We start from the raw sequence: 24,684 nt of genomic DNA on the forward strand, positions 1-24,684 counted from the left end.
GGTCAGCGGCCGGTCCAGGCTTCGATGCCGTCCAGGAAGCGGTCCACCCCGTAGCTGAGCTCGGCCGGCAGGGTGTCGCCGAAGGTGATGTCGAGCGGGGTTTCGGCCGCGTGGACGGCCGCCAGCGCGGGGTAGTCGTCCGGGTCGAGCAGGTCGGTGAGGGCCTGGACCAGCTCGGCTTCGGTGCGCGGGCGGCCGCCGCCGGTCTTGTGGGTACCGGCGATGTCGTTGCTGATCTGCGCCGTCCCGCGCACGACGGCGGTCAGGTGCAGCGCGGCGGCCCGCGCCTCGGCGGCGGGCAGCCCGGCCTCGAGCAGGGGGCGCAGCAGCCGGTCGAGCCAGGCGAGCTGGTTGGGGCCGATCGGCGTGTGGTCGAGCGGCACCCGCAGGATCCACGGACGCAGCCGGAAGCCGGCCCACAGCGCGCCGACCCACTGCCGGACGTCGTCCCGGAAGCCACCCCCGTCCAGCTCGGGCGGCTTCCCGGCCGCGACGTCGGCGATCACCTCCAGCAGCAGGTCCTTGCTCGGGATGTGGTTGTAGATCGACATCGTCGAGAAGCCGAGATCGGTGGCGATGCGCTGCATGGACAGCGCCTCGATGCCGTCGGCGTCCGCGATCCGGATCGCGGCCTCCGCGATGCGTTCCGGGGTGAGCTGGGCCCGGGGCCCGCGCCGGCCCCGTGAGCGGCCCGCCCAGAGCAGCGTGAGGCTGCGCTCCAGGTCCGGGGTCTTGCTGTCTCGTGTCGGCATCCGCCATCCCGTCCGTGTCCGTCGGGACCATCCTAAAACTCTGTATGGTCTACGTTCATATGTATGGTATACATAGTTATCGACCCCGAGGAGGGACCATGACGGATTCGGCAGGAGCCCCCTGGTGGCGCCGGCCCTGGATCGTGCCGCTGATGCTGGTGGCGGGCGCTTTCCTGGCCTTTTCGGTGCCGCCGTACTTGACTTTCGATCCCGCGGACTCACGCTTGGCGGCGCCGCCGGGCAACGGTTTGTACTACCCACTGCTGGTCGCGCACGTCCTGTTCGGCACGGTCGCGATGGTGACGGCGTGTTTCCAGATCTGGCCGGCGTTCCGCACCCGCTACCGCCGCGGCCACCGGATCACGGGCCGCGTGTACGTCTTCGCGGGAGCCCTCCCGGCGGGCGTGCTGGGTCTGTACATCGGTTGGCACACGGCGGCGGGCCCGTCGGTGAGAGTGGCCAACCTGGTGGGCTCGGCCCTCTGGCTCACGGTGACGATCGTGGGTTTGCGGATGGCCCGCCAGCGCCGGTTCGGCGACCACCGCCGGTGGATGTCCCGGAGTTTCGCGCTCGCGATGTCGATCGTCTTGAGCCGGGTGATCAACGTAGTGGCGACGATCGTGCTGACTCCTCAGGTGGAGTCGACGTTCGGCGGAAGCCGCGAGCTGATGCAGTTCAGTGCGGCGAGTATTGGGGTTTGGCTCAGTCCGCTGGTTTTGTTGCTGGTGACGGATTGGGTGTTGGAACGGCGGAGGCCGGGGGCGGGGAGGTCTCGGAGGCCGGAGGCGGTTGGTCGGGCGGGGGTGACTGTGGCGGGTTGAGGTCCCGGTCCGGCCGGTTGTCTAAGGCTGCCAGGTTGGCCTGGCGGCTTCCACGCCCGCAGTGGTCAGTTCCGCTGCCACCTTCGCGGTTCCCGGATGGTCGGGGCGGTCGGCCTGGCGTGCCTGACCGGGCTCGCGCCGCGGTCGCCCGCCCTGGTTGCGACCGTCGCCGCGGCAGGTCCCGGATCCGGGAAGGCTGGCAGCCAGGTGTATCCCTGGCTGAGCTTCAGGTCGCAGACTTTGCCGTCGTGGCGGCGGAAGTGTTGCCAGGCTGGGCTCGCCCAACGGTTCCGCGGCCGCACCATCCGGGACGCGGAAGTGTTGTCAGGCGGGCTCGCTCAGCGGGTCCGCGCCCGCGGCGCGCGGTTCCGCCATCGCCTTCGAGGCTTCCGAACGGCCGGGTCGGTCGGCCGGAGTAGCTGACCGGGCTCGCGCCGCGGTCGCCCGCCCCCCGGTTCGCGACTGCCGCCCCGGCAGGTTCCGGATCCGCGAAGGGTTGCCGCTCGGTGTATCCCTGGCTGGCTGAGCTTCCGGTCGTAGACCTTGCCGTCGTGGCCGCGGAAATGTTGCCGGCCTGGGCTCGCTCAGCGGTCCAGGCCCGCGGCGGAGTTCCACCCTCGTCCCGGCAGTTCCCGGATCGCGGCGGTCGGCCGCCCCGGCATGTCGACCGGTCCCGCCCAGCGATTCCTCGCCCGCCGACGGCAGGTCGGGGCGGGAACGTCCAGCCAGCCGAGAACCTCCCGCCGTCACGCAGCCACAAGTTCGTAGACAAACCCATCCGGACCGCGGAAATGCTGCCAGCTCGGCCCAGCCTCACCCACCAACTCCACACCCGCCGCCCGCAGCTCGGCGACCGCCCCCGGCAGATCCTTGACCGCGAACCCGGCCACCGGACCCGTGTCGAAGTGCTCCTTACCCGCATGCTCCGGGCCGAACACCTCAACGTTTCGCCCGTCAGGGAGCGTGAACACCCAAAACCCCGGTTCCTCATGAGCCAACGGAAGCCCAAGCACCTCAAGATAAAACCGCGCCAACGCGGCCGCCTCCGAAGTGCGGGTGCCGAGCCAGCCCAAGCCGATGATCTCCATAGAAACCATCCGACACCCTCGATCTCACTGGAGGTCAAGAGACCAACGGAATTGTCCGGACAAGATCCGGCGCGACGGTTGACAGCCCCACCCCCGCGCAGGACGGTGAAAACGGCTGCCCGCACGGGCGGAAGGGATGGGGTCCGTGGTCCGCCTCGCGCGCGCGTCGCTCGTTGTCCTCCTGGTCACCCTCGCCGCGCTGGTGCCCGCCGCCCCGGCGAACGCCGGAACCCCCTGGGAATACCCGGAGTTCCCCTACCCGGCCACCACCTACCAGGAGCCGTTCCGGGGGCAGTTCCACTTCAGCTCGCAGTCCGGATGGATGAACGACCCCAACGGGCTCGTCTACGCCAACGGCCTCTACCACTTCTTCTACCAGCACAACCCCCACGGCCTCGAGTGGGACACCATGCACTGGGGCCACGCCACGAGCCCGGACCTGGTGCACTGGACCCAGAAACCGATCGCGCTGGAGCCGGACGTGCACCCCGGCATCCTGTTCTCCGGTGGCGGTGTCGTCGACCGGGACAACACGTCCGGGCTCAAGACCGGCTCGCTTGACCCGATTGTGGTGTTCAGCAACACGAACGGCGTAAGCATCTTCTACAGCAACGACAACGGCCGCACCTTCCAGGCGTACGACAAGGGGCGCAAGCAGATCGAAATCCCGGAGGAGAGCCGGGACCCGAAGGTCGTCTGGGACGCCGCGCGCCACCAATGGGCCATGGTCGTCTGGTCGAACCGGGGCGGGAACGGCGTTGACCTCTACACCTCGCCCGACCTCCTCCACTGGACCTTCGCCAGCCGGTACGCCGCGGACTGGCTCTTCGAATGCCCCGACCTGTTCCCCCTCGGCGGCCAGTGGGTGCTCACGTCGGCGACCGGCGAATACGTCGTCGGCGCGTTCGACGGCCGGACCTTCCGGACCGGCCAGCCGCAGCCGAAGAAGATGAACCTCGGCACCACCTACGCCGGCGGCACGTTCTACGCCGCCGAGACCTTCACCGGCACACCGGACGGCCGGGTCGTCCAGATGGCCTGGCAGGGCGGCAACCGCGGCAGCACCTGGACCGGCAACGCGACCTTCCCCGTCACGCTCGGCCTGGTCGACTCGCCCGATGGCCCGCGGGTGACGCGCACCCCGGTCACCGAGCTGGACTCGCTGCGGGCCGACAGCCGGACCTGGCGCGACGAGACCGTGAGTGACGGCGGGCGCAACCCCTTCGCCGGGATCCTCGCCGACACCTACGAGATCACCGCCACGTTCGACGTCGCCGGTGCGACCGCCGGGCAGTTCGGCTTCGCGCTGCACAGCCGGTCCGACGGCAGCGCCGACCGCACCGTCGTCTACGACCGCGCGGCGGGCACCCTGGACGGCAAGCCGTCGCCGCCCACCGGTGGTGAGGTCAGCGTGCGGCTGCTCGTCGACCGTGGCCAGCTGGAGGTCTTCAGCGGTGACGGGCTGTTTTCCTTGGCGGACAACGTGAACTTCGACTCCGCCGCGGTCAGCCAGGGCATCCGGCTCTTCGCGACCGGCGGCGCCGTCCGGCTGAAGAGCGCGAAGTTCACCCGGCTCAGCACCAGCTGGGGCACCGCCCAGTCGACGCTGGAGAGCACCCTCCAGGGCCCGTGGCACGCGGCCGGCGGCTCGTGGACCGACACCGCCGGGGGCAAGCAGGCGCAGGCGTCCGGTGACGCCTTCTACCTCAGCGCGAGCACCGCGGCGGACGCCGTCTACCAGGGTGACGTCCGGCTGGACACCGCCCAGGCGGCCGGTTTGACCTTCCGGGCCACGGCCGACGGCGCCGGGTACACCGTGAACGTCGACCGGAGCGGCGTGGTCAAGCTCTGGCGGCCCGGCCGGGACATCGCCACCTACGCGACGCCCATCGAGCCGGGGATCACCCATCACCTCAAGGTCCAGACGACCGGCTCGCGCGTCCAGGTCTGGCTCGACCACGGCACCACACCGGTCATCGACGCCACCGACACCGCCTACCCGTCCGGGCGCTTCGGCGCGAACGCCTACCACGGTTCGGCGACCGTGCAGAACCTAAACACCGGTCCGAACGGCTTCACCGCGTTCACGTCCGGGCCGTGGACAACCCGGGGCGGCGCCTGGACGACCACGCCGGCCGGGCTACACGGAACCGCGTCCGGAAACGGCTTCTTCCTCAGCGACCGCACCGGAACCGACTTCACCTACGACGGCGACGTGTCCGTCACGAACGGCACCGCGGCCGGCCTGACCTTCCGCGCCACGGCCGACGGCGCCGGGTACACCGCGAACGTCGACACGAACGGCCTGGTGAAGCTCTGGCGACCCGGCCGCGACATCGCGACGTACCCGGCGGCGGTGATCGAAGGCCGCACCTACCACCTCACGGTGCGGACGACGGGCGCGCGCATCCAGGTCTGGCTGGACCACGGCGCGGCGCCCGTCATCGACACCACCGACCCGACCTACGCCTCCGGGAGGTTCGGCGTCAACGGCTACGCCGGCAACACCACCGCCCAGAACCTCACGATCACCTGACCCTAACGGACTTCGACGTAGAAGCCGTCGGAGTCGAGGATGTGGTCGCGGATCAGGAACTGCCCGTAGATCGCGCCGGCGCTGCGGTTGTGCGACGCGTTCAGCGCCTTCACCGCAAAGCTCCACGGCGAGTTCTCGTCGACCTTGGCGGTGTTCTCGTAGGTCGTCGCGAACGGGTATTCGTCGCAGTCGTACGGCGTGTTGTTCGCCCCCTTGGTGTAGCTGACCCCGAAGTAGAACCGGCAGGCGCTGCGGACCTTCCGGCGTGACCCCGCGATCTTGTTGCCCGTGTCGTACCCCTTCCACAACCGGTGCAGCGGCTCCGCCTTGTCCTTGCGGCCGGCGACCCGCTTGCCGGGCACCCCCGGTTTGGTGACCTGGAGGTTGTTCTGGGCGTCGCGGATGAACTCGGCCGAATCCCGGTACTGCGGGCTCGCGGCGTCCAGGACCAGCGACGAGACCACCCGGTTGAACACGCAGTGGCTGCCGGTGACGTACCCGGTGTCGGTCACGACGTCGCACCGGAACTGCTCGTCCGGGGTCTGGCTCGACCGGCTTTCCCCGGCGGGGCTCTTCGACGTGAACTTCAGGTTGAACGCGAAGAAGCCCCGGTTCTCGGGTTGGTACTTGTCGGCGGGCACGCTGGTCGTCGTCGCGGTCGCGGTGAAGAAGACCGGGTCCGAGGCACCCTCGTCTTCCCACTGCTGCACGGTTTTCTCCACCGCGTTGGCCGGAAGGGTGCAGGTGCTCTTCCGGGCGGTGTCGGCGTTCCCGCAGCCGAGCGTGATCTCCAGCCGGTTGGTGTCCTTGTGGGTCTCGCCGGTGTCTTCCAGGTGGACGAGCCGCACGCCGAACTGGACCTCGTTGAGCTGGTCGCGGCCGGTGGCGATGAAGTCGGCCCGGAAGATGCTCCGCCCGACCTCGATTTCGAAGCCGCCGACGATTTCGTAGTAGATGTACTCGATGTTGCCGGAGAAACAGGCGTTGAACCGGTCCTTGAACCAGTACGGCGCCGCGGGTGTGGAGGTGAAGTCCTTGCACTCGTCGAACGTGACGGGGGTGACGGCCGCGTCGACGTCTTCGGCGCGGGTCTCGGTCACGTAGTCCTGGTGCGAAGGCTGGTAGTCCTGGCTGAGCGCCACCCCGCTGGTGGGCCCGGCCAGCTCGTGTCCGGTGGCCGCCGGGGTCTCGGCCACCAGCGAGGTCATCAGCAGCAGCGTGACGACGGCGGAAAAAACGGTTCTCTTCTGCACGGGGATCACCTGTCCGGCCGAGGGGAAGGGGGAAACGGGAGCGAGCCGGTCACGTGATCAGATCCATGATCTGCCACCCGCTGCCGACCTGCACGCCGGCTCCGAAAGCCGGCGACTTCCCCCACCCGAGGAACGGGTAGGCCAGCAGCTTGCCGTCCGGAAGGCGCTTGAGGAAGTCGTCGGTGCCGTTGCCGTTGATGTCCAGCAGCGAAAGCGAAGTGGTGGTCTTCCAGTCGAAGACCGTGCCGGGCAGCACGACTTCGTCGGCGAAGGTGGCCGTGCCGGCGAACTTCTGGGTGTGGTGACCGTCGAGCACTTCGCCGCTGCCGTTCACCGTGATGATCCGGTCGGGGTTCTCCCGGAACCACGGCGTGGCGAGCACCCAGCCGATCCACTCCAGGCTGTCGTGCCCGACCGACACGCGCGGGAGGTAGGTCTGCAAGCCCTTGAACGTGCCGCTGTGCGGGTAGACCCACCAGTTCCCGTCGGCGTCGAAGGAGAGGATGTCGTCGAACCCGTCGGCGGTGACGTCCGCGATGACGATCTTCGTCTGGCTGTTCCACCCCGAGCCGACCTGGACCGGTTTCCCGAACGTGACCACGCCGTTGACGACGCCCCGGTTGGGGTAGACCAGGAGGGCGCCGTCGGTCGCCCGCCGCGCGATGATGTCGGCCGGCGCTTCCGCGGCGGCCTCGGTCTCGTCGCCGGTGACTTCGGCGTCGGCGATCCAGTTGTAGACGTTCCAGCCGGTGCCGATCTTCGTCTTGGCCGAAAAGGTGCTCGTGCCCTGGAACTTGCCGGAGTGCGTGTACGCCCAGAGCGTCCCGTTGCCGACGCCGGGCTCCCGGGCGAGGATGTCCGGCCACCCGTCGCCGGTGAGGTCGTGGGCGCGGCCGCTGCTTCGCTGGACGCCGTCGTTGGCGGTGGCCGGCTGGGCCGGTGACGCGCTGCTCCCGGCCGGTGCGGCGGATCCGGCCACGGCGACCGGTGCGCTCAGCGTCGCACCGGCCGTCAGCAGGACGGCGGCGAGAATACTCGAACGTCGGTGCATGGAACCCCCTGGTCTCGAGCGATCGGGCGGAACACTCCGGGCCGGGGGGAAGGGTTGGGGCGCGTGGGCGGACGCCACCCGATCGGCGCAACGGCGACGACACTCCACAGTGGACAAACGATCGGAGGGACGTCAGAATCGACACATTGTCGATTTTTTTGGACGAGGTGTAGAGTCGAGCTCATGACCCCACGAACCTTCCTCATCACCGGCGTCGGCAGCGGTCTCGGCCGTGCCTTCGCGCAGGGCGCGCTCGACGCCGGGCACACCGTGGCCGGCACCGTGCGCCGCCCGGAGGACCTGGCCGCGTTCGAGGCGCTCGCGCCCGGGCGGGCCCATGCCCGCCGGCTCGACGTCACCGACGACGACGCCGTGTTCGCCGTGGTCGCCGACGTCGAGGCGACCGTCGGCCCGGTCGACGTCCTCATCGCCAACGCCGGCTACGGCTACGAAGGCGTCTTCGAGGAGTCGCCGCTCGCCGAGCTGCGGGCGCAGTTCGCCGCCAACGTGTTCGGGGTGGCGGCCACCGTGCAGGCCGTGCTGCCGGGCATGCGGGCCCGGCGGTCGGGGCACGTCTTCGCCGTCAGCTCGATGGGCGGGCTGATGACCGTGCCGGGGCTGGCCTACTACTGCGGCAGCAAGTACGCCGTCGAAGGCATCCTGGAAACCGTCGCCAAGGAGGTCGCCGGCTTCGGGGTGCACGTCACGATCCTCGAACCCGGCTCCTTCCGCACCGACTGGGCCGGCCGGTCGATGGTCCGCGGTGACCGCTCGATCCCGGACTACGACGAGCTGTTCGAGCCGGTCCGCGCCGCCCGGCAGGCGGCCAGCGGGCATCAGCTGGGCGACCCGGCCCAGGCTGCGCAGGCCGTCCTGGCGGTGCTCGACGCCGAAAAGCCGCCGGTGCACCTGGTACTCGGGTCCGACGCCCTGCGGCTGGTGGGCGCCGGCCGGGCCGCGGTCGCGGCGGACCTCGAAGCGTGGGAGGAGCTGTCCCGGTCCACGGACTTCCCGGACGGCCACCGGATCGCGGCGAGCTGACGGCGTGGGCGAAATCGCGAAGGCGGGGCGGCGGCGGTCCGCGGCACCGTCCAAAGGGGACAAACGAGAGCGAAAGATCCTCGACGTCCTCGAAGAACTCTTGTCCCACAAGGGCTTCGAGGCCCTCACGATGACCGACCTCGCCGACGGCGCCGGGCTGTCCCGCGCGTCGCTGTACTTCTACTTCGCTTCCAAACAGGACGCGCTGGTCGCCCTGTTCGCCGAGCAGGTGGAAGGGCTGCGCGAGAAGTCCCGCGCGGCGGCGGAGGACCCGGCCGCGCCCCGCGAAGCGATCACGACGGCGGTGGCGCGCACCCGCGACCGGTGGCTCGAGCACGGCGTGATCATGCGGGTCGCCATCGACCAGTCCGCGGCGATCCCGCAGCTCGACGCGCTCTGGATGGAGACGGCGGAGATCTTCGTCCAGGCGATCACCGTCCTCCTGACCCGCGCCGGAGCGGCGGACGGCGACGGCCCGGACGGCGCGCCGGCCCTCGCCCGGGCGCTGTGCTGGATGATCGAGCGGACGTTCTACCGCGCCTCCGCGGTCTCGGCCGCCGAGCTGCACCGGGCCGCCGACACCTGCCTCGAGGTCTGGCTCCGCGTGGCCGGGCTGGCGGAGTAGGTCACTCAGGCAGCGGAAGCACGCCCCGACGCCGACGCGGACTCGTGTGCCCGGGTTTCAGTCGACCAGGTCGGGGAAGTTCTCGGTGTACCCGAGGAAAAGCAGCCGCCGCTGTGGCAGCAAGGCGGCGAGCTCCGCCCAGCCGGCAGCGCCGGGCGCGCCGAAGAGATGCTTCAGATCGGCGACGACGGCCGCCCCTTCCTCGGCGGAAGGAGCGTCGGCGCGGTCGAACCCGAGCAGCGACGCGCCGATCCCGATGTGGCGGTAGCCGTGCGCGGCGAGCCGCCGGATGATCGTGTGGTTCTGGAAGACGTCCCAGTCGGCGCTGAAGTAGCCGTTCGGGAGGCCCGCGACGGCGAGGTCGTCACGGGCCACGGGAACCCGCTGGACGAGGACAACGTCGTCGAGGAAGCGGTCCGGCTCCCGGTTCACCGCGACGAGGGCCGCGACGTCGGCTTCCCCGCCGAGCCGCTCGCCCGGCAGCTCGTCCCAGGCGACCCGGTGCCGGGGATCGTCGAGGGCGGCGGCGATGTGGGCGGCCCGGCCGTCGGCGTCGTCGCCGTCGAACCACAGCCGGTCGTCTTCGGTGGCGTGCCCGCTGGTGTAGGCGCACTGGCCGACGTCGTCGAGCGTGCAGAGGACGGGCCCGTGCTCTGCCCGGAGTTCGGCGAGGACGTCGAGCAGTTCGGCAAAGGTGGCGACGTCCTCGAGGCGGGCGACGGTGTTCGTGTCCAGCCGCTTCCGCCCGACGTCATCGGACGGTTCGAGGCGCATCACCCGCATGGGCGCATCCTGTCACGGGCGCGGTCGAGCCGGATCGGGAGCACCCGCTGACGGCCCTACCGATCTCGGGGAACAGAGCTGCCCGGAAGTGCAGACGCCGCACTGGAACCCGTCCAGGCGCACGAACGCCTCCTGAAGTGGCTGCAGCGCACCGCCGGCGGCAACCGCGAGCGTCAGGCAGGAAACCACCCGGCGGCCGTCACGACGAGACGGGCACGCCCATCAGCGCGAGCAGCGAGCCGGCGGCCGCGGCGGCCAGCAGCGTCGTGACGACGCCGCGTTTCCAAGCCAGCAGGAGGATCGCCGCGCCGGCCAGGACGGCGAACTGCCAGGCGTGATCGAGGCTGAGGGCCAGCGGGATCGCCGAGCCCAGGATCGCCCCGACCGCGGCCGGGCCCGCGCCGTCGAGGAAGGCGCGCGCCGACGGGTTGTCGCGCAGGCGGTCGAAGTGGCGGGCGCCGACGAGGACGAACAGGAACGACGGCGTGAACGCGACCACGGACGCCAGCACACCCCCGGCGAGGCCGGCGGCGGCGTACCCGACCACGGCGACGGTCTGCACCACCGGGCCGGGGGTGATCTGGCCGAGCGCGACCGCGTTGAGGAACTGGCCGCCGGTCATCCAGTGGTAGTGGTCGACGGCGTCGGCGCGCATGAGCGGGATGATCACGAACCCGCCGCCGTAGGAGAGGGTCCCGACCTTGAGCGCCACCCAGGCCACGGAGAGGAAGACCCCGGCCCCGGCCGCCGCCCCGACGAGGGACTTGGCCGGGACGAACAGCAGGCTCGGGGTCCGCGCCCGGCGCACCACCAGCTCGACAACCCCGCAGCCGAGCAGGACCAGCACCAGCCACGGCCCCACGGTGGCCGCCGCCAGGGCGCCGAGGCCGAGGTAGGCGGCCCAGCGCACCCGGCCGGTGTCCGCCGCGCGCCGCCAGCCGGCCGGGACCAGGCCGGCGCCCGCGTGCACGGCGACCGCCGCGACAGCGGCGCCCGCGCCCGCCCCGGCGCCGCGGATCCACAGGGGCGGGGTGCCGGTGAGGAACAGGGCAGCCAGGGCGAGGATGACGATCAGGCCGGGCACGATGAACGCGGCCCCGCCGACGAGCGCCCCGGCCCGCCCGCGGACGCGCCAGGCGCAGAAGATCGCGAGCTGGGTGGAGGCCGGCCCGGGCAGCAGGTTGCACGCGGCGATGGCGTCTTCGAACTCGCGAGCCGAAAGCCACTGGCGGCGTTCGACGCAGAGCGCGCGCAGCAGGGCGATGTGCGTCGGCGGGCCGCCGAAGCCGATGCACCCGATGCGTCCCCACTCGCGCAGCACGGTGCCGAGACCCGGTTTCGCCGTCATCGGACGAGGAACCGGATCCGGTCGTCCAGCTCGGCCGCCGTGCGCCGGAACGCGGGGAGCGAGTCGGCCTCACGGGCGGGGTCGTGGATGCTCCAGTGGATCGTCTCCGGGTGCCCGGGGAACTCCGGGCAGATCTCCCGGACGCGGTCGCACAGGCTGACCACCAGGTCGAACCGGCGGCGCCGGAAGGTGTCGAGGTGGGTGGGCTCGTGCACCAGCGGGACACCCAGCTCGGCCGCGGCGCGCACGGCGTCGGGGTGCAACGGCTTCGGGTGACTGCCGGCGCTGGCCACCTCGGCCCGGCCCCCGGCGCGGTGCCGCAGCAGCGCCTCGGCCAGCGGCGAGCGGCCGCTGTTGCCGGTGCAGAGGAACAGGACCCGGCCGACGGGCGCCTCGGAACCGGCCGTGAGACCCGGATGCAGCGACGCGCCCGCCTCCGTCCACGATCGCGCGCAGCGGGCCAGGTCCAGGTGGTAGTAGGTGTCCCGGCCGTCGAAGCTGCTGCGCCGTGACGTCACGAGCCCGGCGGCCCGCAGCTGCCGCAGGTGGTAGGAGACGAGGTTCTGCGGCTGCCCGACCGCCGAGACCAGCTCACGCACCCGCCGGTCGCTCGTGGCCAGCTCACGCGCCAGCTGCCACCGCAAGGGCTCACTCAACAGCCGCACGAACGGCGGCGGGGCAGCGGTCACGAGCAGACGATACATCAATCTGGATTGATGCACCCGGCGTCCCAGCGGTGTCCCACCGGGGTCGCATTCCCGCTGGTCCGGCGGGGTGGGACTGTCCCGCCATCCCGACTTGGCCGCGGACCGGCGACCGGCGCGGCGCCCGCTGCCAGCCTCCTGGCCATGCAAAGACTCGCTCTGGCCGTCGCGGTGCTGCTGGTGCTCCCCGCCGCGGCCGCCACCACCGCCGCGGCCGCACCCGTCGCGGTGTGCGGGCACACCAGCGCCCAACCCACCCTGAAACAAGGGGCGACCGGCACCGAGGTCGCCGAGGCCCAGTGCCAGCTGAACCTGGCGACCAAGGCCGGCAAATACACACCGATCGGCGCGGACGGCTCCTTCGGTCCGGCCACCGACGCGCGCGTGCGCGTGTTCCAGCGCTGCGCCGCGCTGAGCGTGGACGGCCAGATCGGGCCGAACACCTGGGCCGCGCTGAACACGTGGTCCGCGCACCCCCGCAAATGCGCCACCCAAGGCACTTCGGACACCGCGCAAAGCGTGGTGTGCGGCCATTCCACCGCCCGCCCGACCCTGCAGAGCGGCTCCAGCGGCGTGGAGGTCAAGGAGCTCCAGTGCCGGCTGAACCTCGCCATGGAACCCGGCCACTACCCGCCTTTGACAATCGACGGCAACTTCGGCGACGGCACCCGCAACCGGGTGATCCAGTTCCAGCACTGCGTCAACGCCAGTGCCGACGGCGTCGCCGGGCCCACCACCTGGGCGAAGGTCACCGACTGGTCCGGCCGCAACGCCTACTGCGTGCCGCCGAAGCCCGCCGGGCGCCCGATCGACGGCGTCGACACCGCGAAGTACCAGCACCCCGGCGGCGCGGCGATCAACTGGGCCGCGGTGAAGGCGTCCGGCGTCGAGTTCGCGACGGTCAAGGCGACCCGCGGCCTCAACGTCACCGACGAGTACCTGGCCACGGACCTGCCCGCCGCCCGCAACGCCGGCCTGGCCGTGGGTCCGTACCACTTCTACACGGGCACGGCGGCCAACACCGGCGGTGCGCAGGCCGACCGGTTCATCGCGGCGGTGAAGGCCACCGGGTACACCGGCAAGCGCGCCGGTGACCTGCCGCCCGTGTTCGACCTGGAGTGGAAGGACGACGGCTCCGGCGGCTGCCCGCCCTACGTCACCGTCGCCGACGCCAAGGCGTGGCTGGACAAGGTGGCCGCGGCGTTCGGCCGGACGCCGATCATCTACACCCAGAAGTCGTTCCTGGACTCATGCCTGGGCGGCACCACGGCGTTCGCCGCCTATCCGATGCAGCTCGCGGACTACCGCCAGTCCGTCACGCAGCCGGCGCTGCCCGCCGGGTCGAGCACCTGGCTGATGTGGCAGTACACCGACGCGGCCATCCCCGACGGCATCCCGGCGCCCGCGACCGGGGACGTCTTCAACGGCACCCAGGCCGCCCTCGACCAGCTCGCCAACCGCTGAATCCCCGCTACGAAAGGACAAGAATGAGTCTCCCCATGAGCCGCCGCACGGTGCTGCGCAGCGCCGCGGTGATCGGCACCGCCGCCGTGGTCAGCCCGCTGTGGCTGCCCGGCGTCGCCCAGGCGTACCCGTGGTCCCGCACCCTGACGCAGGGCAGCACGGGCGCCGACGTCACCGAGCTCCAGATCCGGGTCGCGGGCTGGGCGGCCGACTCGCCCAGCCACAGCCGGGTCTCGGTCGACGGCGAGTTCGGCCCCGGCACGGCCGCGGCGGTCCGCCGGTTCCAGTCGGCCTACGGCCTCGGCGCGGACGGCCAGGTCGGCCCGGCCACCCAGGCCGCGCTCAACGCGCTGGAGCAGAGCGACGGGTCCACTGCGCACTTCAACTTCAGCGAGTTCACCGACCGGGTGAGCGGCACCTTCAACGGCGGCAAGGTCAGCGCGGCCACCGCCAAGGAGAACGCCCGCCGCTGCATGTACAAGCTGGAGGCGGTCCGCAAGAAGCTGGGGAACAAGCCGATCACGGTGAACTCCGGGTTCCGCAGCATCGCGCACAACGCCGAGATCGGCGGCGCCAGCGACAGCATGCACATGTACGGCACGGCGGCCGACCTGGACGTGCCGGGCGTGGCCAACAAGACCGTCTACCAGAAGGCCGAGACCAGCGGGTTCTCCGGCCTGGAGACGTACAACACCGACCACCAGCACGTGGACAGCCGGGCCGACCTCGGCCGCGCGTGGTGGTGGGAGAACGGCACGGTCTGACCGCGCCGCCCGGGGGTCCGGCGCCGGAAGCCGCATCGGGTTTCCGGCGTCGGCGGGCGTCAGTGCGGCGGGTTCTGCAGCGCCGCCGAGCAGGACGGCCAGTCGTGGAAGTCGTGACGCGCGCTCCACAGGCGGTGCGCCGCGTCGATGTTCCAGACCGGGTCGAACGCCTGCTGCGGGGTGCCGCCCAGGTCGAGCAGGCGGGCGTCGGAGATCTGGAAGACGCCCCAGTTGCGGCTGCCGTTCGTGTTCGGCAGCACCCACAGCGGGTCGAGGAACGACGCGCAGCGCGCGATCGCGACGGCGGTGTCCGGCGTCTCGGTGAACACGGCCCGGATCTGTTGCTCCACCCGGGTGGCCGGCCAGGTCGCCATGCTGGTCCGGTGGTCGTACAGGGCGTTCTTGGTGGCCTCGTCGACAACTCCGCGCGCGGGCACGCCGGCGAGCACCTGGAACGCGGTGACCCGGCGCAGCGTCTCGGGGCCGAAGGAGCCGTCGACCGAGAGCCGCCCCTGGGCCGAGACGAGCAGGTTCTGCACCTCGGTGACACATTCGTCGTGCTGCCCCATGCTCACCGGCGGCCGGCAGGCCGCGGAGAAGAGCATCCGGTCGCCGTAGCGCCCGGCGTCCGGCCCGGACCGGTCGGCGGTGACCCAGACGAGGCCACCGGCCAGCAGCGCCACGATCGCAACGGCCACGGCGAGGTACCCGCGTCTTCGCGGCGCCCGCACGTCCTCGGCCGCGGGCTCGACGGGCTCCGCGGGCAGTTCGTCGACCCGCCCGGCGTCGGCGAGGGCCCACAGCTGGTGCAGTTCGCGCAGCTCGTCGGCGGAGGCCCCGCAGACCTTGGCGAACGAGTGGACGACGCGGTAGTCGGCGGGCACGCTCTTGCCCGAGCAGTACCGGTGCAGGCTGGAGCCGCTGACCCCGGCCTGCCGGCCGAGCCGCTCGTAGCCCTGCCCGCTGCGGTCCTTCAACCTGCGGAGATAGGCGGCGAACCTGTCCGCGTGCAAAGTCACGGTCACTGTTACACCTCGCTGGGAGCGAATGACCGACGGAAGTTAACACCGTCCGGCGCCACACCGGGCGGAAACCGACGGATTGCGCCACACGGCTGATCACCTGCCTCCCCGGCCGGCTTCAGAACAGGGTCGCGGGCTCGATCGGCGCCGGTTCCGGCAGTGCTTCGACGCCGGGCACCAGCGCCCGCACGTCGTCGTGGAAGCGGCGGGCCAGCGCCGGCGCGTCATTGTTGTCGGGGGTGTGCAGGAAGACCGTCGGTGTCCGGCCCTCCCGCAGCCAGCCGGCGACCACCGCGGTCCACGGCCGCCAGCCCTCGACCGTCTCCTCGACCGAGTCCCGGCCCAGGTAACGGACGATCGGCTGGTCGGTCAGCGCCCGGGTCCGCCGCGGCAGCCGAGGTTTCTTGCCCCAGGCGTCCTGCTCAGCCTCACTCACGGGTGGCTTCCCGAAGAACACGGTGGTGTCGAACGGCACCCACTCGGCGTCCGCGGCGGCCAGGATCCGCTCCAGCGCCGACGTCGCGCCGGCGTCGGTGAAGAAGGAAGGGTGCCGCACCTCCACGGCGCGCCGCCGACTGGCGGGGAGCCGGCGCAGGAAGCGGCCGAGCGCGTCGACGTCCGAGGGGCCGAACGAGCCGGGCAGCTGGGTCCACAGGACGGCCCGGTCCCCGAGCGGTTCGATCGCGTCCAGGAACGCCCGCATCTCGGCCTCGACCCCGGCGAACCGCCGTTCGTGCGTGACGACCTTGGGCACCTTGACGACGAACCGGAACCCGTCGCCGGTCTGCGCCGCCCAGGTGGCGACGGTGGTCCGGGCGGGCGTCGCGTAGAAGGTGGTGTTCCCCTCGACGGCGGTGCACCAGCCGGCATAGGCCCGCAGCCGTTCCCCGGCCGGCAGCGACGGCGGCAGGAACCGCCCGGACCATGCCTTGTGGGTCCACATCGCGCAGCCGACGTGAAGACGTGCCATTCTTCGCCCTTCAGCCGTCCGCGTAATGAACATTTGGTCCGTGGAGCGCGACCCTTGCCGCTCCAGCAGTTCCTCGAGGCTGCCGACCGGCGCGGCGACGCCGTCCGAACTCCACGAACACCTCGCCCCGGGTCACCATGCTGACCAAGGATTCAAGCCCGGCGAAACCGCGTTTCGGCTGTACGGAACCGGTGGCGCCGCGATACTCGTCACCGGCCACCTCGCAGCGGTAGACCGGCCTCGAAGGCACGCTTGCCGCCGTCGTAGAAGGCAGCGCTGGAATCGAAGCCGGGGGCGGACGCCCAGTGCCAGGCGTCGGGCAGGCCGCCGAGCGCGACCACGCCGGGCATCGCCGGGTACGTTTCGCGTGGGTCCACTGTCCGCCTTCCGCTCTTGCCCTTTCAGTGCAAGGTACACGGGGGTCGCGGTCCCGGCTCCGTGTCCGCGTAGCGCTCGGTGAGGCGCCTTCGGAACGTGTTCGCAGGTCAGGTTCCGGTTGCCGTTCGCGTCGTAGTACGGAATCGGACGGCGCTGCGCGTCTACCCAGCGCCCGGCCCTCCAGGGGCCACTTCGTCGCCATCTCGTCGTGGATGGACTGCCAGTAGCCGCCGGGGAAGCGGAGCGGGCAGCCGGTTCCGTCCGAAGTGGACCAGTTCGGTCGGCGACGGTGGCGCGGAAGCGGGTGCGGTGAACCACCCGGCCGGACGCGTCGTAGGAGTAGGACGCGAGGCCGATATCTCGTCTCAGTGCCGGTCGGACTCTCATCGTGCCACCTCTCGGCGTTGCTCAGCTGTCACCCACAGGCGTGATCCGCGCGGAACCGCCTGTCTTCCCTGGGGTCCTGGCTCGAACAACCCGTGATCCAGCCGGGCAATCCAGCCCGGCGGTGATCGAGTTCATTGTCCGTACGAGGAGAAGGAGATCCACCGTGAGCACACTCCGCCGTCGCGTCCTGGTCACCGCCGCGCTGCCCGCCGCGGCACTCGGCTTCCTGCTGGCCGCCCCCGGCGCGGCCTCCGCCTCCACCGCGACCACGCCGGTGACCGTGTCGGCCACCAGCCACGATCCCGGCCACCACCATCACCACGGCCTGGGGCTGAACCTCAGCATCGTGCTCGGCCTGCACATCACCGGCTCCAACTGGCACGACAACGACTGTGACTGGGACGGCGGCTTGCTCGGCCTCTGACCCCACAGCTGAAATCTCTCCGCGTCCCCACCGGGCTTCCGCGATTCTCAAGGACAGAGCTGCCCGACAGCGTCGACAGCAGTGCCGTCGTCATAGCCTGCTGGTGAGTTCGCGGATCTCGCCGTAGGTCTTGGCGAGTTCCTCGTTCCAGCCGAACCGGTGGAATTCGAGCAGCAGGGCGGTGGCGTGCTTGGCCTCGTAAACCAGCGCGCGCCAACGGGCGTTCTCGGTCTGCCGGACCTGGCCGTAGCTCGACCAGAACTCGTCTCGCTCGCTGCCCGGCTTGCGCAGGGCCAGGTAGATCGGCCAGTCCGCTTCCGGATCTCCCCACCAGGTGCGGTCGCAGTCGAACACGCCCGTGATTGACGGCTCCGGGGTCCCCGCGGCGAGCATTGTGTTGCCCACCCACAGATCGCCGTGCAACAGCCTCGGTTCCGCGACCTCGTCGAGCACCGCGCGGTTGCGGTCGGCGACCTTGACCAGTTCGGTGATGTCCGTCGCCTCGAGCCCGTTGTCGGTGAGGTCGGCGGCGGCGCGGTCGAACCAGCCGAACAGCGCGTCGCTCCACCGTTCGTGCACCGGACCGGCGACCCGGCCGAACCCGGGTCCCCGCACGCCATGGATCGCCCGGGTGATCCGACCGAGGTCGCGGTAGTAGGCACCCCGGGACGGCTGCGGGTAGGCGTCCAACGCCGACGACGCGGGGACCCCGTCGAGCAGTGTCTGGAACAGGTAGTCCCGGCCGATCACCTGGTGCGTGAAGTCGGCGGCGAGGGTGCGCGGCAGCAGATGGGCCACCGGCGCCAGGTACGGCACGGCGTTGTATTCGTTGCGCATGAGTTCCGGATCCGCGCGGGCCTGCCGCCCGGGTTCGGGAGCGATGCGCAGGATGACCGGCCGGTCTTGTCCGAGGTCGACTTCGAAGGTGTTGTTGTAGAAGCCGTCACCGAGTTCCACCGCCGACACCACCTCGGTGCCTTTGCCGAACGCAGCGCGGCTGACGGCACAAACCTCCTCGGCGCTCACCGGCCGCTGGAAGTCACCCGCATTCCGCTCAATGGGCCGGTAGTCCATGGTTTCCCGAGCACCTCGGCTGTCGATCGGTCCGGTGATCTGCGGCTGCCCTCCCCGATTTGACCTTACCCTCGGGGGCAAGGTTTAACGTCCGTCGAGGTGAGAGACATGCAGATCGGTGAGCTGGCCCGACGGGCGGGCGTGACGACCAAAGCGGTGCGCTACTACGAATCGCTGGGACTGCTCACGCCCGAACGGCTGTCCAACGGCTACCGGGACTACGGCGAGCACGATGTGAGGATCGCCCGGGAGATCCGGGCCCTCAGTGATCTCGGGCTTGCCGTGGAGCGGACCCGGCCCTTCCTGGACTGTCTCGCCGTCGGCCACCAGCACGCCGACGACTGCCCGGCTTCGCTGGCCGAGTACCGGGAGGCGATCGACGACCTTTCCCAGCGCATCGAGAAGCTGGACGCTCGCCGGACGGCGCTGACCGCGCTGCTGCACCAAGCCGCTCACCGCCACGTCCCGCCGACCCGCGAAGGAGCGGACCTGATGACCGACTACGCGACCCTGCCGCCCGGCCTTCCCGTGCCCGAGGACGACGGCGCGGCCGACCACCTGCCCGGAAAGCCGACGCCGCCGCTGAAACTGCGTAGCACCGGTGATGCGACGGTCCGCCTCGACGCGTTCGGACCGGGACGGACGGTGCTCTACATCTATCCCCTCACCGGCCGCCCCGGCGTCGACCTGCCCGAAGGCTGGGACTCGATCCCCGGGGCACGCGGCTGCACCCCCGAGGCCTGCGGGTTCCGCGACCACCACCAGAACCTGCTCGACACCGGCGCGGCCCGGGTGTTCGGCCTGTCCAGCCAGGAGACCGCGTATCAGCGCGAAGTCGTCGAACGGCTGAACCTGCCGTTCGAGATGCTCTCCGACCCCACCTGGAGCCTGGCCGACGCACTCGGTCTGCCCACGTTCGAAGCGAACGGGCTGAGGCTCTACGCACGGCTGACGCTGATCATCCGCGACGGCGTGGTCGAGCACGTCTTCTACCCGATCTTCCCGCCCAACGAGCACGCCCACCAGGTGCTGGCCTGGCTGCGCGCGAACCCGCGTTAACCCGTCCGAGAGGGTGCCATGTTCACCGGTCTGAGCGCCTTTCCGCTCACCCCGATCACCGAGTCCGGCATCAACGAAAAGGCGTTCGCCGCCCTGGTCGGGCGGCTCGCCGCGGCCGGCGTCGACTCCATCGGCGCGCTGGGCTCCACCGGGTCGTATGCCTACCTGACCCGCGAGGAGCGGGCCCGAGCCGCCCGCATCGCCGTCGAACACGCCGAAGGGATCCCGGTCATCGTGGGCATCGGCGCGCTGAGCACCAGGCAGGTGCTGGAGGCAGCCGAAGACGCCCAGAACGCGGGGGCTTCCGGCGTGCTGCTGGCGCCCATGACGTACCAGCGCCTGACCGACGACGAGGTGTTCGGGCTCTTCGAGGACGTCACCGCGGTCCTCTCGGTGCCGCTCGTGGTCTACGACAACCCGGGCACCACCCACTTCACCTTCACCGACGAGCTGTACGCGCGGGTGGCCGAACTGCCGCACGTCGCGTCCGTCAAGATCCCGGGCGTCCCCACGGACCCTTCGGCCGCGCGGGCCCGGGTCCAGCGGTTGCGGCAGATCTTGCCCGCGTCGGTCACGGTCGGCGTCAGCGGCGACGCCGTTGCGGCAATCGGGCTGACCGCTGGATGCGACGCCTGGTACTCGGTGGTCGGCGGCACGTTCCCCGAGCCGGCCTTGGCCATCACCAGGGCCGTGCAGTCCGGCGACACCGCACTGGCCCGGCAGGAGTCGCAGCGGCTCCAGCCGCTGTGGGATCTCTTCACCGAGCACGGGTCCCTGCGCGTGATCGCCGCGGCCGCCGCGCACGTCGGTCTCACTCCGTCCGACAGCCTCCCGCGACCGCTATGCGGCCTCGAAGCGGACGATCGAGCCAGGGTCATCGACGTGCTCGAACAATTGCGGCTGTCGCACGGAACTGAGGACTGGTCATGACCGACCTGCTGGCCGATGAGCCGCTGAGTCGTCTGAGGGCCCGCCGCAGCACCAAGTGGCGGGCTCACGGCCCCGATGTGCTGCCCCTGTCGATCGCCGAGATGGACTTCGCCCTGCCTGAGACCGTGCGGGAAGCGCTGGCCGACGCGGTCGAGCGCTCCGACACCGGCTACGCGCTGCCCACCGACGGCCTCGGCACGGCGTTGGCCGGCTTCGCCGAGCGCCGCTGGGGCTGGCGGATCGACCCGGCCGCGGTCACCGCGGTCACCGACGTCAGCGCCGGTGTTGTCGAGATGGTGCGGCTGTTCACGAACATCGGCGACCGAGTCGTCATCAATCCGCCGGTGTACTCACCCTTCTTCGACTGGCTGGCGGAGGCCCGCACCGAGCTGCAGGCGGCGCCACTGCGTGACGGCAGGCTCGACCTGCCAGCCCTGGAGCGTGCCTTCGCAACCAGGCCGGCCGCCTACGTGTTGTGCAACCCGCACAACCCGGTCGGCCGGGTGCACACGCTCGACGAGCTTTCCGCCGTCGTCGAACTGGCCACCAGGCACGAAGTGACGGTGATCAGCGACGAGATCCACGCGCCGCTGACGTTGCCCGGCGCGAGCTACACGCCGTTCCTGACGGTGCCCGGCGCCGGCGAGGTCGGCGTCTCGGTGGTTTCGCCCAGCAAGGCCTTCAACCTCGCGGGGCTCAAGTGCGCCACGGTCGTCACGGCGTCGTCGCGGATGCGGGACGTGGTGGCGACGCTGCCGCGCGACCTCCGCTGGCGCAGCGGGCACTTCGGCGTCCTCGCGTCGATCGCGGCCTACAACGAGGGCGAGGAGTGGCTGGACCGGCTGCTGGCCACCCTCGACGACCGCCGCACGCTGCTGGCAGCGCTCATCCGCGACCGGCTGCCCGCGGTGCGCTGGCGACCGCCGGAGGCGACGTATCTCGCCTGGCTCGACTGCCACCACCTGGGCGCGGGAACCGAGCCGAATGATCGGTTTCTGGCCGCTGGAGTGGCATTGGAGGACGGAGTGCGCTTCGGTGAGTCTCGTGGCTACGTGCGGTTGAACTTCGGCACCAGCGTCGAGGTGCTGGAGCTGGCGGTGGACAGGATGGCGAACGCCTTCTCGGTTCACGAAGTCCGCGAGCCTCAGTGAAGGTCGAGACCCAAGAGCCTGCTGCGGAGACTGCGGAGCTCGCTGCTGGTCACGCCGGCGTCGAGTAAGTACGGCTCGACATCGAAGCCGTCGAGGGTTTTGATGACGGCCTCCTCGGTGGTGGTGCCCCGGTCCGCGAGGACACGCTGGATGAACGGTTGCTGGTCGGCGGTTCCCATCGCGGCGTACAGAGCCTTGAGGGCTTCGGCGGACAGGGCGTAGTCCGCGGCGATCGCCCAGGGTTCGACGTCGGCCAGCGCGAGCAACAGAAGCGCGACCAGCCCGGTTCGGTCTCGCCCGCCGCCGCAGTGGAACAGGACACCGCCGGGATCGCTGCGGGCCATCGCCTTGACGACGGCGGCGCACCGTTCGGCCTTCCGCCGGAGGAAGAGGGGGTAGTAGAGCGGGGTGCCGTTGAGCCGCTGACGGTTGACGTGCTGCCAGAACTCGATGTCGTCGATGTCGTCGAGCGGGACTTCGAGCCGGTCGAGGGAAGCCGGTGTGGTGGGACCTTCTGGAGACGCAGCGAATTGCGCAGAGCCTGCCTGCGCCGTCGACGGAGTTTCCGCAGGCCGGATCTCGTCCGCGTTGCGGAGGTCGATGACTGTTCGGACGCCGGACTTGCGCGCTTGAGCCCAACCTGTCTCGGTGACAAAACGAAGGTCCGCTGCCCTGAAGAAGGCTCCGTCGCTGGTCGTGCCGCCGGACTTGGTGGGCAGCCCGCCGAGGTCCCTGGTGTTGAAGAAGCCTTCCCAGGTCACTGCTCTGCTTGTGTTCATCGTTGTCCCCGAGTCGCTGTTGGTGCCGTTTCTGCTGACGACTGAACCGGCGTCCGTCGCTGATCACCTTGGATACTGCCGCAGTAGCTTGCCTGTGGTCTCCGCCCTGTGCTTGTCGGCGATCACCGCGCGGGAGCGTCCCCGACCGGTTGCCCAGCGGCGGACCACTTTGCGTCAGGAGATCGCCGAGGGATTGCGATGAGTCTCGCGGGACCGATATCTGCGACCGCTGGCATTGTTCGGCGCTGTCGCCAATGTCCTCTTGCCACCGCCGGCCCGGGCTTGGTCATGCCTGCCCTCGGCGGGATCGCTCGCTGGCCGGACCACGCGGAGCTGTGTGGTTGCTCATGGGCGTACTCGTCGCCGGGAGCCCGATCCGGACCGGCCGAGACTTCCCGGCCACGGCGACCACAGTGGACGGTGCGCAAGCGGACGATCAGTATCCGGAAACCACAAAACCCCAGGTTGAAGAGATCTTCAACCTGGGGAGTGGAGGTGCGCCATCAGGGACTCGAACCCCGAACCCGCTGGTTAAGAGCCAGCTGCTCTGCCAATTGAGCTAATGGCGCCGGTGTCTGCCAGAGGTTTCCCTCGGCGACGTGGAAAAGATTAGCACCCCGTTCAGAGCCCGTTTCAGGGGGGTCCCCTTGTCCGGGTTGGGACGTTCCCGCCCCGGCGTCCCGGCTGGTCGGGCACACTGTAGTCGGACATCGACGGCGAAACAGGCGGGTGAGCATGCGGGGTACGAAGGCGCGGCTGCTGGTGGTCGCGGGGGTGATCGGCCTCACGGTGGCCGGGTGCAGCAGTAGTCCTTCGAGTGAACCGCCGAAGGAACCGGCCTCCTCGAGTGCTCCCAAGCCGGTGCTGAAGCCCGCCGTGGTCACCGTGAGTCCCGCGAAGGATGCCAAGGACGTCGCCCCCGGGGAGCCGGTCACCGTCTCCGTGGCCGACGGGAAGGTCGGCGAGGTGAAGCTGACCGGGACCGACGGGAAGGTCGTTGCCGGGAAGGCGCGGGCCGACGGCTCCGGGTGGGACTCCGCCGAGCCGCTCGGCTACAACAAGTCCTACACGCTGACAGCCACCGCGACCGGCGCCGACGGCAAGCCCGTCACCGCCGAGTCGGCCTTCAGCACCGCCAAGCCCGCCCGGCAGCTCGGGGTCTCGGTGAACCTCGTCGAGGGGGAGACCGTCGGGGTCGGGTTGCCGCTGATCTTCACCTTCACCGGCAACGTCGCCGACAAGGCTGCCGCCGAGAAGGCGCTGAAGATCACCGCGGAGCCGGCCACCGAAGGCGCCTTCCGCTGGTCCGGCGATAAGCAGGTCACCTGGCGGCCGAAGGACTACTGGAAGAGCGGCACCAAGATCAAGGTCGAGGCCGCCGTCTACGGCAAGCCGCTCGGCAACGGCAGCTACGGCCGCGAGGACAAGACCTTCACCGCGGCCGTCGGCGACAAGCTCGTCGCCGTCGCCGACGGCGGCACCCACCAGATGACCGTCTCGGTCAACGACCAGGTCGTCAAGACCATGCCGACGTCCATGGGCAAGCCCGGCCACAACACGCCCGCCGGCACCTACACCGTGATGAGCGAGCACAACGGCTACACGATGAACTCCGCCACCTACGGCGTCCCCGAGGACTCGCCCGGCGGGTACAGCACCTTCGTCCAGTACGCCGTGCGCCTGTCCTACAGCGGCATCTTCTACCACTCCGCGCCCTGGTCGGTGCGGCAGCAGGGCCACAGCAACGTCAGCCACGGCTGCCTCAACCTCTCCACCGACAACACGAAGTGGCTGATGGACACGTCCAAGAAGGGTGACGTCGTCACGGTCCAGAACAGCGGCGGCCCGAAGCTCGAGCCGACCGACGGCTGGAGCGTCTGGCAGCTGTCTTGGGACGAATGGCGGACCGCCGCGAACTAGCGGTTGTCGTACGCCGTGCGCGCGGCGTCGATGTGCGGCAGGTGCTCGATGCTCCACGCCAGCAGCGGCGCCGTGGCCTCGCGCAGGGTCCGGCCCATCGGCGTCAGCTCGTAGCTGACGTGCGGGGGCATGACGGCGAAGACCGTGCGCGTCAGGATCCCGTCGCGCTCGAGGTCGCGCAGGGTCACCGTGAGCATGCGCTGGCTGATGCCGTCGATGGACCGCTTGAGCTCGGTGAAGCGCCGCGGCCCGTCCTTGAGCATGCGCACGACCAGCAGCGCCCACTTGTCCCCGACGATCCCGAGGACCTCACGGGCCTTGCACGGGTCCTCCATGGTTACCTCCTGAGAACCGGGGCAC

The 24,684-nt window shown here is 70.6% G+C and carries 25 protein-coding genes and 1 tRNA gene; 11 read left to right on the top strand and 15 right to left on the bottom strand.

Annotation, left to right across the window (positions count from 1 at the left end):
• Window positions 1-2: 2 nt before the first annotated feature.
• On the bottom strand, window positions 3-752 hold the full coding sequence (locus ACZ63J_RS29540) for a TetR/AcrR family transcriptional regulator (RefSeq protein WP_465401117.1): 750 nt from the start codon (window positions 750-752) through the stop codon (window positions 3-5).
• Window positions 753-850: 98 nt separating this feature from the next.
• Here ACZ63J_RS29540 and ACZ63J_RS29545 point away from each other — a divergent pair, with 98 nt between their 5' ends.
• Window positions 851-1,573, top strand: coding sequence for a DUF2306 domain-containing protein (locus ACZ63J_RS29545; protein ID WP_465401118.1), 723 nt, complete (start codon window positions 851-853; stop codon window positions 1,571-1,573).
• A 746-nt stretch (window positions 1,574-2,319) separates the two neighbouring features.
• Here the strand turns inward: ACZ63J_RS29545 and ACZ63J_RS29550 are convergent.
• A complete protein-coding gene (locus ACZ63J_RS29550; RefSeq protein ID WP_465401119.1) occupies window positions 2,320-2,661 on the bottom strand; it encodes a VOC family protein in 342 nt (113 codons plus the stop codon).
• A gap of 145 nt (window positions 2,662-2,806) precedes the next feature.
• Between ACZ63J_RS29550 and ACZ63J_RS29555 the strand changes: the two genes are divergently transcribed.
• A complete protein-coding gene (locus ACZ63J_RS29555; RefSeq protein ID WP_465401120.1) occupies window positions 2,807-5,197 on the top strand; it encodes a glycoside hydrolase family 32 protein in 2,391 nt (796 codons plus the stop codon).
• Between the two features lie 2 nt (window positions 5,198-5,199).
• Here ACZ63J_RS29555 and ACZ63J_RS29560 read toward each other — a convergent pair whose 3' ends face one another.
• Entirely contained in the window at window positions 5,200-6,450 is a 1,251-nt protein-coding gene (locus tag ACZ63J_RS29560) for a NucA/NucB deoxyribonuclease domain-containing protein (protein ID WP_465401121.1), read from the bottom strand.
• Window positions 6,451-6,499: 49 nt separating this feature from the next.
• Window positions 6,500-7,501 (bottom strand): hypothetical protein, encoded by a 1,002-nt coding sequence (locus ACZ63J_RS29565; protein ID WP_465401122.1) that lies wholly within the window; start codon window positions 7,499-7,501, stop codon window positions 6,500-6,502.
• Window positions 7,502-7,684: 183 nt separating this feature from the next.
• On the opposite strand from ACZ63J_RS29565, the gene ACZ63J_RS29570 reads away from it, so the two are divergent.
• Complete coding sequence (locus tag ACZ63J_RS29570) at window positions 7,685-8,542, top strand: oxidoreductase (protein ID WP_465401123.1); 858 nt, start codon at window positions 7,685-7,687, stop codon at window positions 8,540-8,542.
• 4 nt (window positions 8,543-8,546) lie between these two features.
• Window positions 8,547-9,167 (top strand): TetR/AcrR family transcriptional regulator, encoded by a 621-nt coding sequence (locus tag ACZ63J_RS29575; protein WP_465401124.1) that lies wholly within the window; start codon window positions 8,547-8,549, stop codon window positions 9,165-9,167.
• Between the two features lie 57 nt (window positions 9,168-9,224).
• On the opposite strand, the gene ACZ63J_RS29580 is transcribed toward ACZ63J_RS29575, so the two are convergent.
• From ACZ63J_RS29580 to ACZ63J_RS29595, 4 genes are read right to left on the bottom strand one after another with little or no spacing between them, the layout of a single operon-like run.
• Window positions 9,225-9,950 carry a hypothetical protein gene (locus ACZ63J_RS29580; RefSeq protein WP_465401125.1) on the bottom strand — a complete coding sequence of 242 codons (726 nt, stop codon included), beginning with the start codon at window positions 9,948-9,950 and terminating at the stop codon, window positions 9,225-9,227.
• 12 nt (window positions 9,951-9,962) lie between these two features.
• A complete protein-coding gene (locus ACZ63J_RS29585) occupies window positions 9,963-10,139 on the bottom strand; it encodes a 2Fe-2S iron-sulfur cluster-binding protein (RefSeq protein WP_465401126.1) in 177 nt (58 codons plus the stop codon).
• A 10-nt stretch (window positions 10,140-10,149) separates the two neighbouring features.
• Window positions 10,150-11,298: a chromate efflux transporter gene (chrA, locus tag ACZ63J_RS29590; protein WP_465401127.1), complete on the bottom strand. Its 1,149-nt coding sequence runs from the start codon at window positions 11,296-11,298 to the stop codon at window positions 10,150-10,152.
• Window positions 11,295-11,987, bottom strand: a complete 693-nt coding sequence (locus ACZ63J_RS29595; RefSeq protein ID WP_465401128.1) for an arsenate reductase/protein-tyrosine-phosphatase family protein — start codon at window positions 11,985-11,987, stop codon at window positions 11,295-11,297. Before ACZ63J_RS29595 ends, chrA begins: the two co-directional genes overlap by 4 nt.
• A 159-nt stretch (window positions 11,988-12,146) precedes the next feature.
• Between ACZ63J_RS29595 and ACZ63J_RS29600 the strand changes: the two genes are divergently transcribed.
• Together ACZ63J_RS29600 and ACZ63J_RS29605 are read left to right on the top strand one after the other, a co-directional pair.
• Window positions 12,147-13,466 carry a GH25 family lysozyme gene (locus tag ACZ63J_RS29600; RefSeq protein ID WP_465401129.1) on the top strand — a complete coding sequence of 440 codons (1,320 nt, stop codon included), beginning with the start codon at window positions 12,147-12,149 and terminating at the stop codon, window positions 13,464-13,466.
• A gap of 23 nt (window positions 13,467-13,489) precedes the next feature.
• Window positions 13,490-14,230, top strand: coding sequence for a D-Ala-D-Ala carboxypeptidase family metallohydrolase (locus ACZ63J_RS29605; RefSeq protein WP_465340873.1), 741 nt, complete (start codon window positions 13,490-13,492; stop codon window positions 14,228-14,230).
• A gap of 59 nt (window positions 14,231-14,289) precedes the next feature.
• Here the strand turns inward: ACZ63J_RS29605 and ACZ63J_RS29610 are convergent, their stop codons facing one another.
• The 3 genes from ACZ63J_RS29610 to ACZ63J_RS29620 all read right to left on the bottom strand — a co-directional run bounded on the left by ACZ63J_RS29610 (window position 14,290) and on the right by ACZ63J_RS29620 (window position 16,599).
• Window positions 14,290-15,255, bottom strand: a complete 966-nt coding sequence (locus ACZ63J_RS29610; RefSeq protein WP_465401130.1) for a helix-turn-helix domain-containing protein — start codon at window positions 15,253-15,255, stop codon at window positions 14,290-14,292.
• A gap of 115 nt (window positions 15,256-15,370) precedes the next feature.
• The gene (locus ACZ63J_RS29615) at window positions 15,371-16,195 is read right to left on the bottom strand and encodes a DUF72 domain-containing protein (RefSeq protein WP_465401301.1); all 825 of its coding nucleotides are present in this window, start codon (window positions 16,193-16,195) and stop codon (window positions 15,371-15,373) included.
• A 236-nt stretch (window positions 16,196-16,431) separates the two neighbouring features.
• Window positions 16,432-16,599, bottom strand: a complete 168-nt coding sequence (locus ACZ63J_RS29620) for a hypothetical protein (RefSeq protein ID WP_465401131.1) — start codon at window positions 16,597-16,599, stop codon at window positions 16,432-16,434.
• Window positions 16,600-17,150: 551 nt separating this feature from the next.
• On the opposite strand from ACZ63J_RS29620, the gene ACZ63J_RS29625 reads away from it, so the two are divergent.
• Window positions 17,151-17,411 carry a hypothetical protein gene (locus ACZ63J_RS29625; RefSeq protein WP_465340870.1) on the top strand — a complete coding sequence of 87 codons (261 nt, stop codon included), beginning with the start codon at window positions 17,151-17,153 and terminating at the stop codon, window positions 17,409-17,411.
• Window positions 17,412-17,501: 90 nt separating this feature from the next.
• Here ACZ63J_RS29625 and ACZ63J_RS29630 read toward each other — a convergent pair whose 3' ends face one another.
• A complete protein-coding gene (locus ACZ63J_RS29630) occupies window positions 17,502-18,566 on the bottom strand; it encodes a phosphotransferase family protein (RefSeq protein WP_465401132.1) in 1,065 nt (354 codons plus the stop codon).
• A gap of 27 nt (window positions 18,567-18,593) precedes the next feature.
• Here ACZ63J_RS29630 and ACZ63J_RS29635 point away from each other — a divergent pair, with 27 nt between their 5' ends.
• The 3 genes from ACZ63J_RS29635 to ACZ63J_RS29645 are packed head-to-tail and all read left to right on the top strand — an operon-like array spanning window position 18,594 to window position 21,625.
• The gene (locus ACZ63J_RS29635; protein ID WP_465401133.1) at window positions 18,594-19,544 is read left to right on the top strand and encodes a MerR family transcriptional regulator; all 951 of its coding nucleotides are present in this window, start codon (window positions 18,594-18,596) and stop codon (window positions 19,542-19,544) included.
• Between the two features lie 18 nt (window positions 19,545-19,562).
• On the top strand, window positions 19,563-20,474 hold the full coding sequence (locus tag ACZ63J_RS29640; RefSeq protein ID WP_465401134.1) for a dihydrodipicolinate synthase family protein: 912 nt from the start codon (window positions 19,563-19,565) through the stop codon (window positions 20,472-20,474).
• Window positions 20,471-21,625 (top strand): MalY/PatB family protein, encoded by a 1,155-nt coding sequence (locus ACZ63J_RS29645; RefSeq protein WP_465401135.1) that lies wholly within the window; start codon window positions 20,471-20,473, stop codon window positions 21,623-21,625. Before ACZ63J_RS29640 ends, ACZ63J_RS29645 begins: the two co-directional genes overlap by 4 nt.
• Here ACZ63J_RS29645 and ACZ63J_RS29650 read toward each other — a convergent pair.
• Entirely contained in the window at window positions 21,619-22,386 is a 768-nt protein-coding gene (locus ACZ63J_RS29650; RefSeq protein ID WP_465401136.1) for a tyrosine-protein phosphatase, read from the bottom strand. The genes ACZ63J_RS29645 and ACZ63J_RS29650 overlap by 7 nt on opposite strands.
• Window positions 22,387-22,900: 514 nt before the next feature.
• Window positions 22,901-22,973: transfer RNA gene (locus ACZ63J_RS29655), tRNA-Lys, on the bottom strand.
• 166 nt (window positions 22,974-23,139) lie between these two features.
• Between ACZ63J_RS29655 and ACZ63J_RS29660 the strand changes: the two genes are divergently transcribed.
• Window positions 23,140-24,324: a L,D-transpeptidase gene (locus ACZ63J_RS29660; protein WP_465401137.1), complete on the top strand. Its 1,185-nt coding sequence runs from the start codon at window positions 23,140-23,142 to the stop codon at window positions 24,322-24,324.
• Here ACZ63J_RS29660 and ACZ63J_RS29665 read toward each other — a convergent pair.
• Window positions 24,321-24,659, bottom strand: coding sequence for a winged helix-turn-helix transcriptional regulator (locus ACZ63J_RS29665; RefSeq protein ID WP_465303810.1), 339 nt, complete (start codon window positions 24,657-24,659; stop codon window positions 24,321-24,323). The two genes, ACZ63J_RS29660 and ACZ63J_RS29665, sit on opposite strands and share 4 nt — an antisense overlap.
• Between the last annotated feature and the right edge of the window lie 25 nt (window positions 24,660-24,684).

It is taken from the genome of Amycolatopsis sp. NPDC104863 (genome assembly GCF_055582965.1).

Excerpts from the sequence above, each read along its gene's own strand:
- ACZ63J_RS29645 (WP_465401135.1), top strand. The coding sequence starts at position 20,471 with ATGACCGACCTGCTGGCCGATGAGCCGCTGAGTCGTCTGAGGGCCCGC.
- ACZ63J_RS29570 (WP_465401123.1), top strand. The coding sequence starts at position 7,685 with ATGACCCCACGAACCTTCCTCATCACCGGCGTCGGCAGCGGTCTCGGC.
- ACZ63J_RS29665 (WP_465303810.1), bottom strand. The coding sequence starts at position 24,659 with ATGGAGGACCCGTGCAAGGCCCGTGAGGTCCTCGGGATCGTCGGGGAC.
- ACZ63J_RS29600 (WP_465401129.1), top strand. The coding sequence starts at position 12,147 with ATGCAAAGACTCGCTCTGGCCGTCGCGGTGCTGCTGGTGCTCCCCGCC.
- ACZ63J_RS29545 (WP_465401118.1), top strand. The coding sequence starts at position 851 with ATGACGGATTCGGCAGGAGCCCCCTGGTGGCGCCGGCCCTGGATCGTG.
- ACZ63J_RS29615 (WP_465401301.1), bottom strand. The coding sequence starts at position 16,195 with ATGTGGACCCACAAGGCATGGTCCGGGCGGTTCCTGCCGCCGTCGCTG.
- ACZ63J_RS29550 (WP_465401119.1), bottom strand. The coding sequence starts at position 2,661 with ATGGAGATCATCGGCTTGGGCTGGCTCGGCACCCGCACTTCGGAGGCG.
- ACZ63J_RS29660 (WP_465401137.1), top strand. The coding sequence starts at position 23,140 with ATGCGGGGTACGAAGGCGCGGCTGCTGGTGGTCGCGGGGGTGATCGGC.
- ACZ63J_RS29565 (WP_465401122.1), bottom strand. The coding sequence starts at position 7,501 with ATGCACCGACGTTCGAGTATTCTCGCCGCCGTCCTGCTGACGGCCGGT.
- ACZ63J_RS29540 (WP_465401117.1), bottom strand. The coding sequence starts at position 752 with ATGCCGACACGAGACAGCAAGACCCCGGACCTGGAGCGCAGCCTCACG.
- ACZ63J_RS29580 (WP_465401125.1), bottom strand. The coding sequence starts at position 9,950 with ATGCGGGTGATGCGCCTCGAACCGTCCGATGACGTCGGGCGGAAGCGG.
- ACZ63J_RS29635 (WP_465401133.1), top strand. The coding sequence starts at position 18,594 with ATGCAGATCGGTGAGCTGGCCCGACGGGCGGGCGTGACGACCAAAGCG.
- chrA (WP_465401127.1), bottom strand. The coding sequence starts at position 11,298 with ATGACGGCGAAACCGGGTCTCGGCACCGTGCTGCGCGAGTGGGGACGC.
- ACZ63J_RS29640 (WP_465401134.1), top strand. The coding sequence starts at position 19,563 with ATGTTCACCGGTCTGAGCGCCTTTCCGCTCACCCCGATCACCGAGTCC.
- ACZ63J_RS29605 (WP_465340873.1), top strand. The coding sequence starts at position 13,490 with ATGAGTCTCCCCATGAGCCGCCGCACGGTGCTGCGCAGCGCCGCGGTG.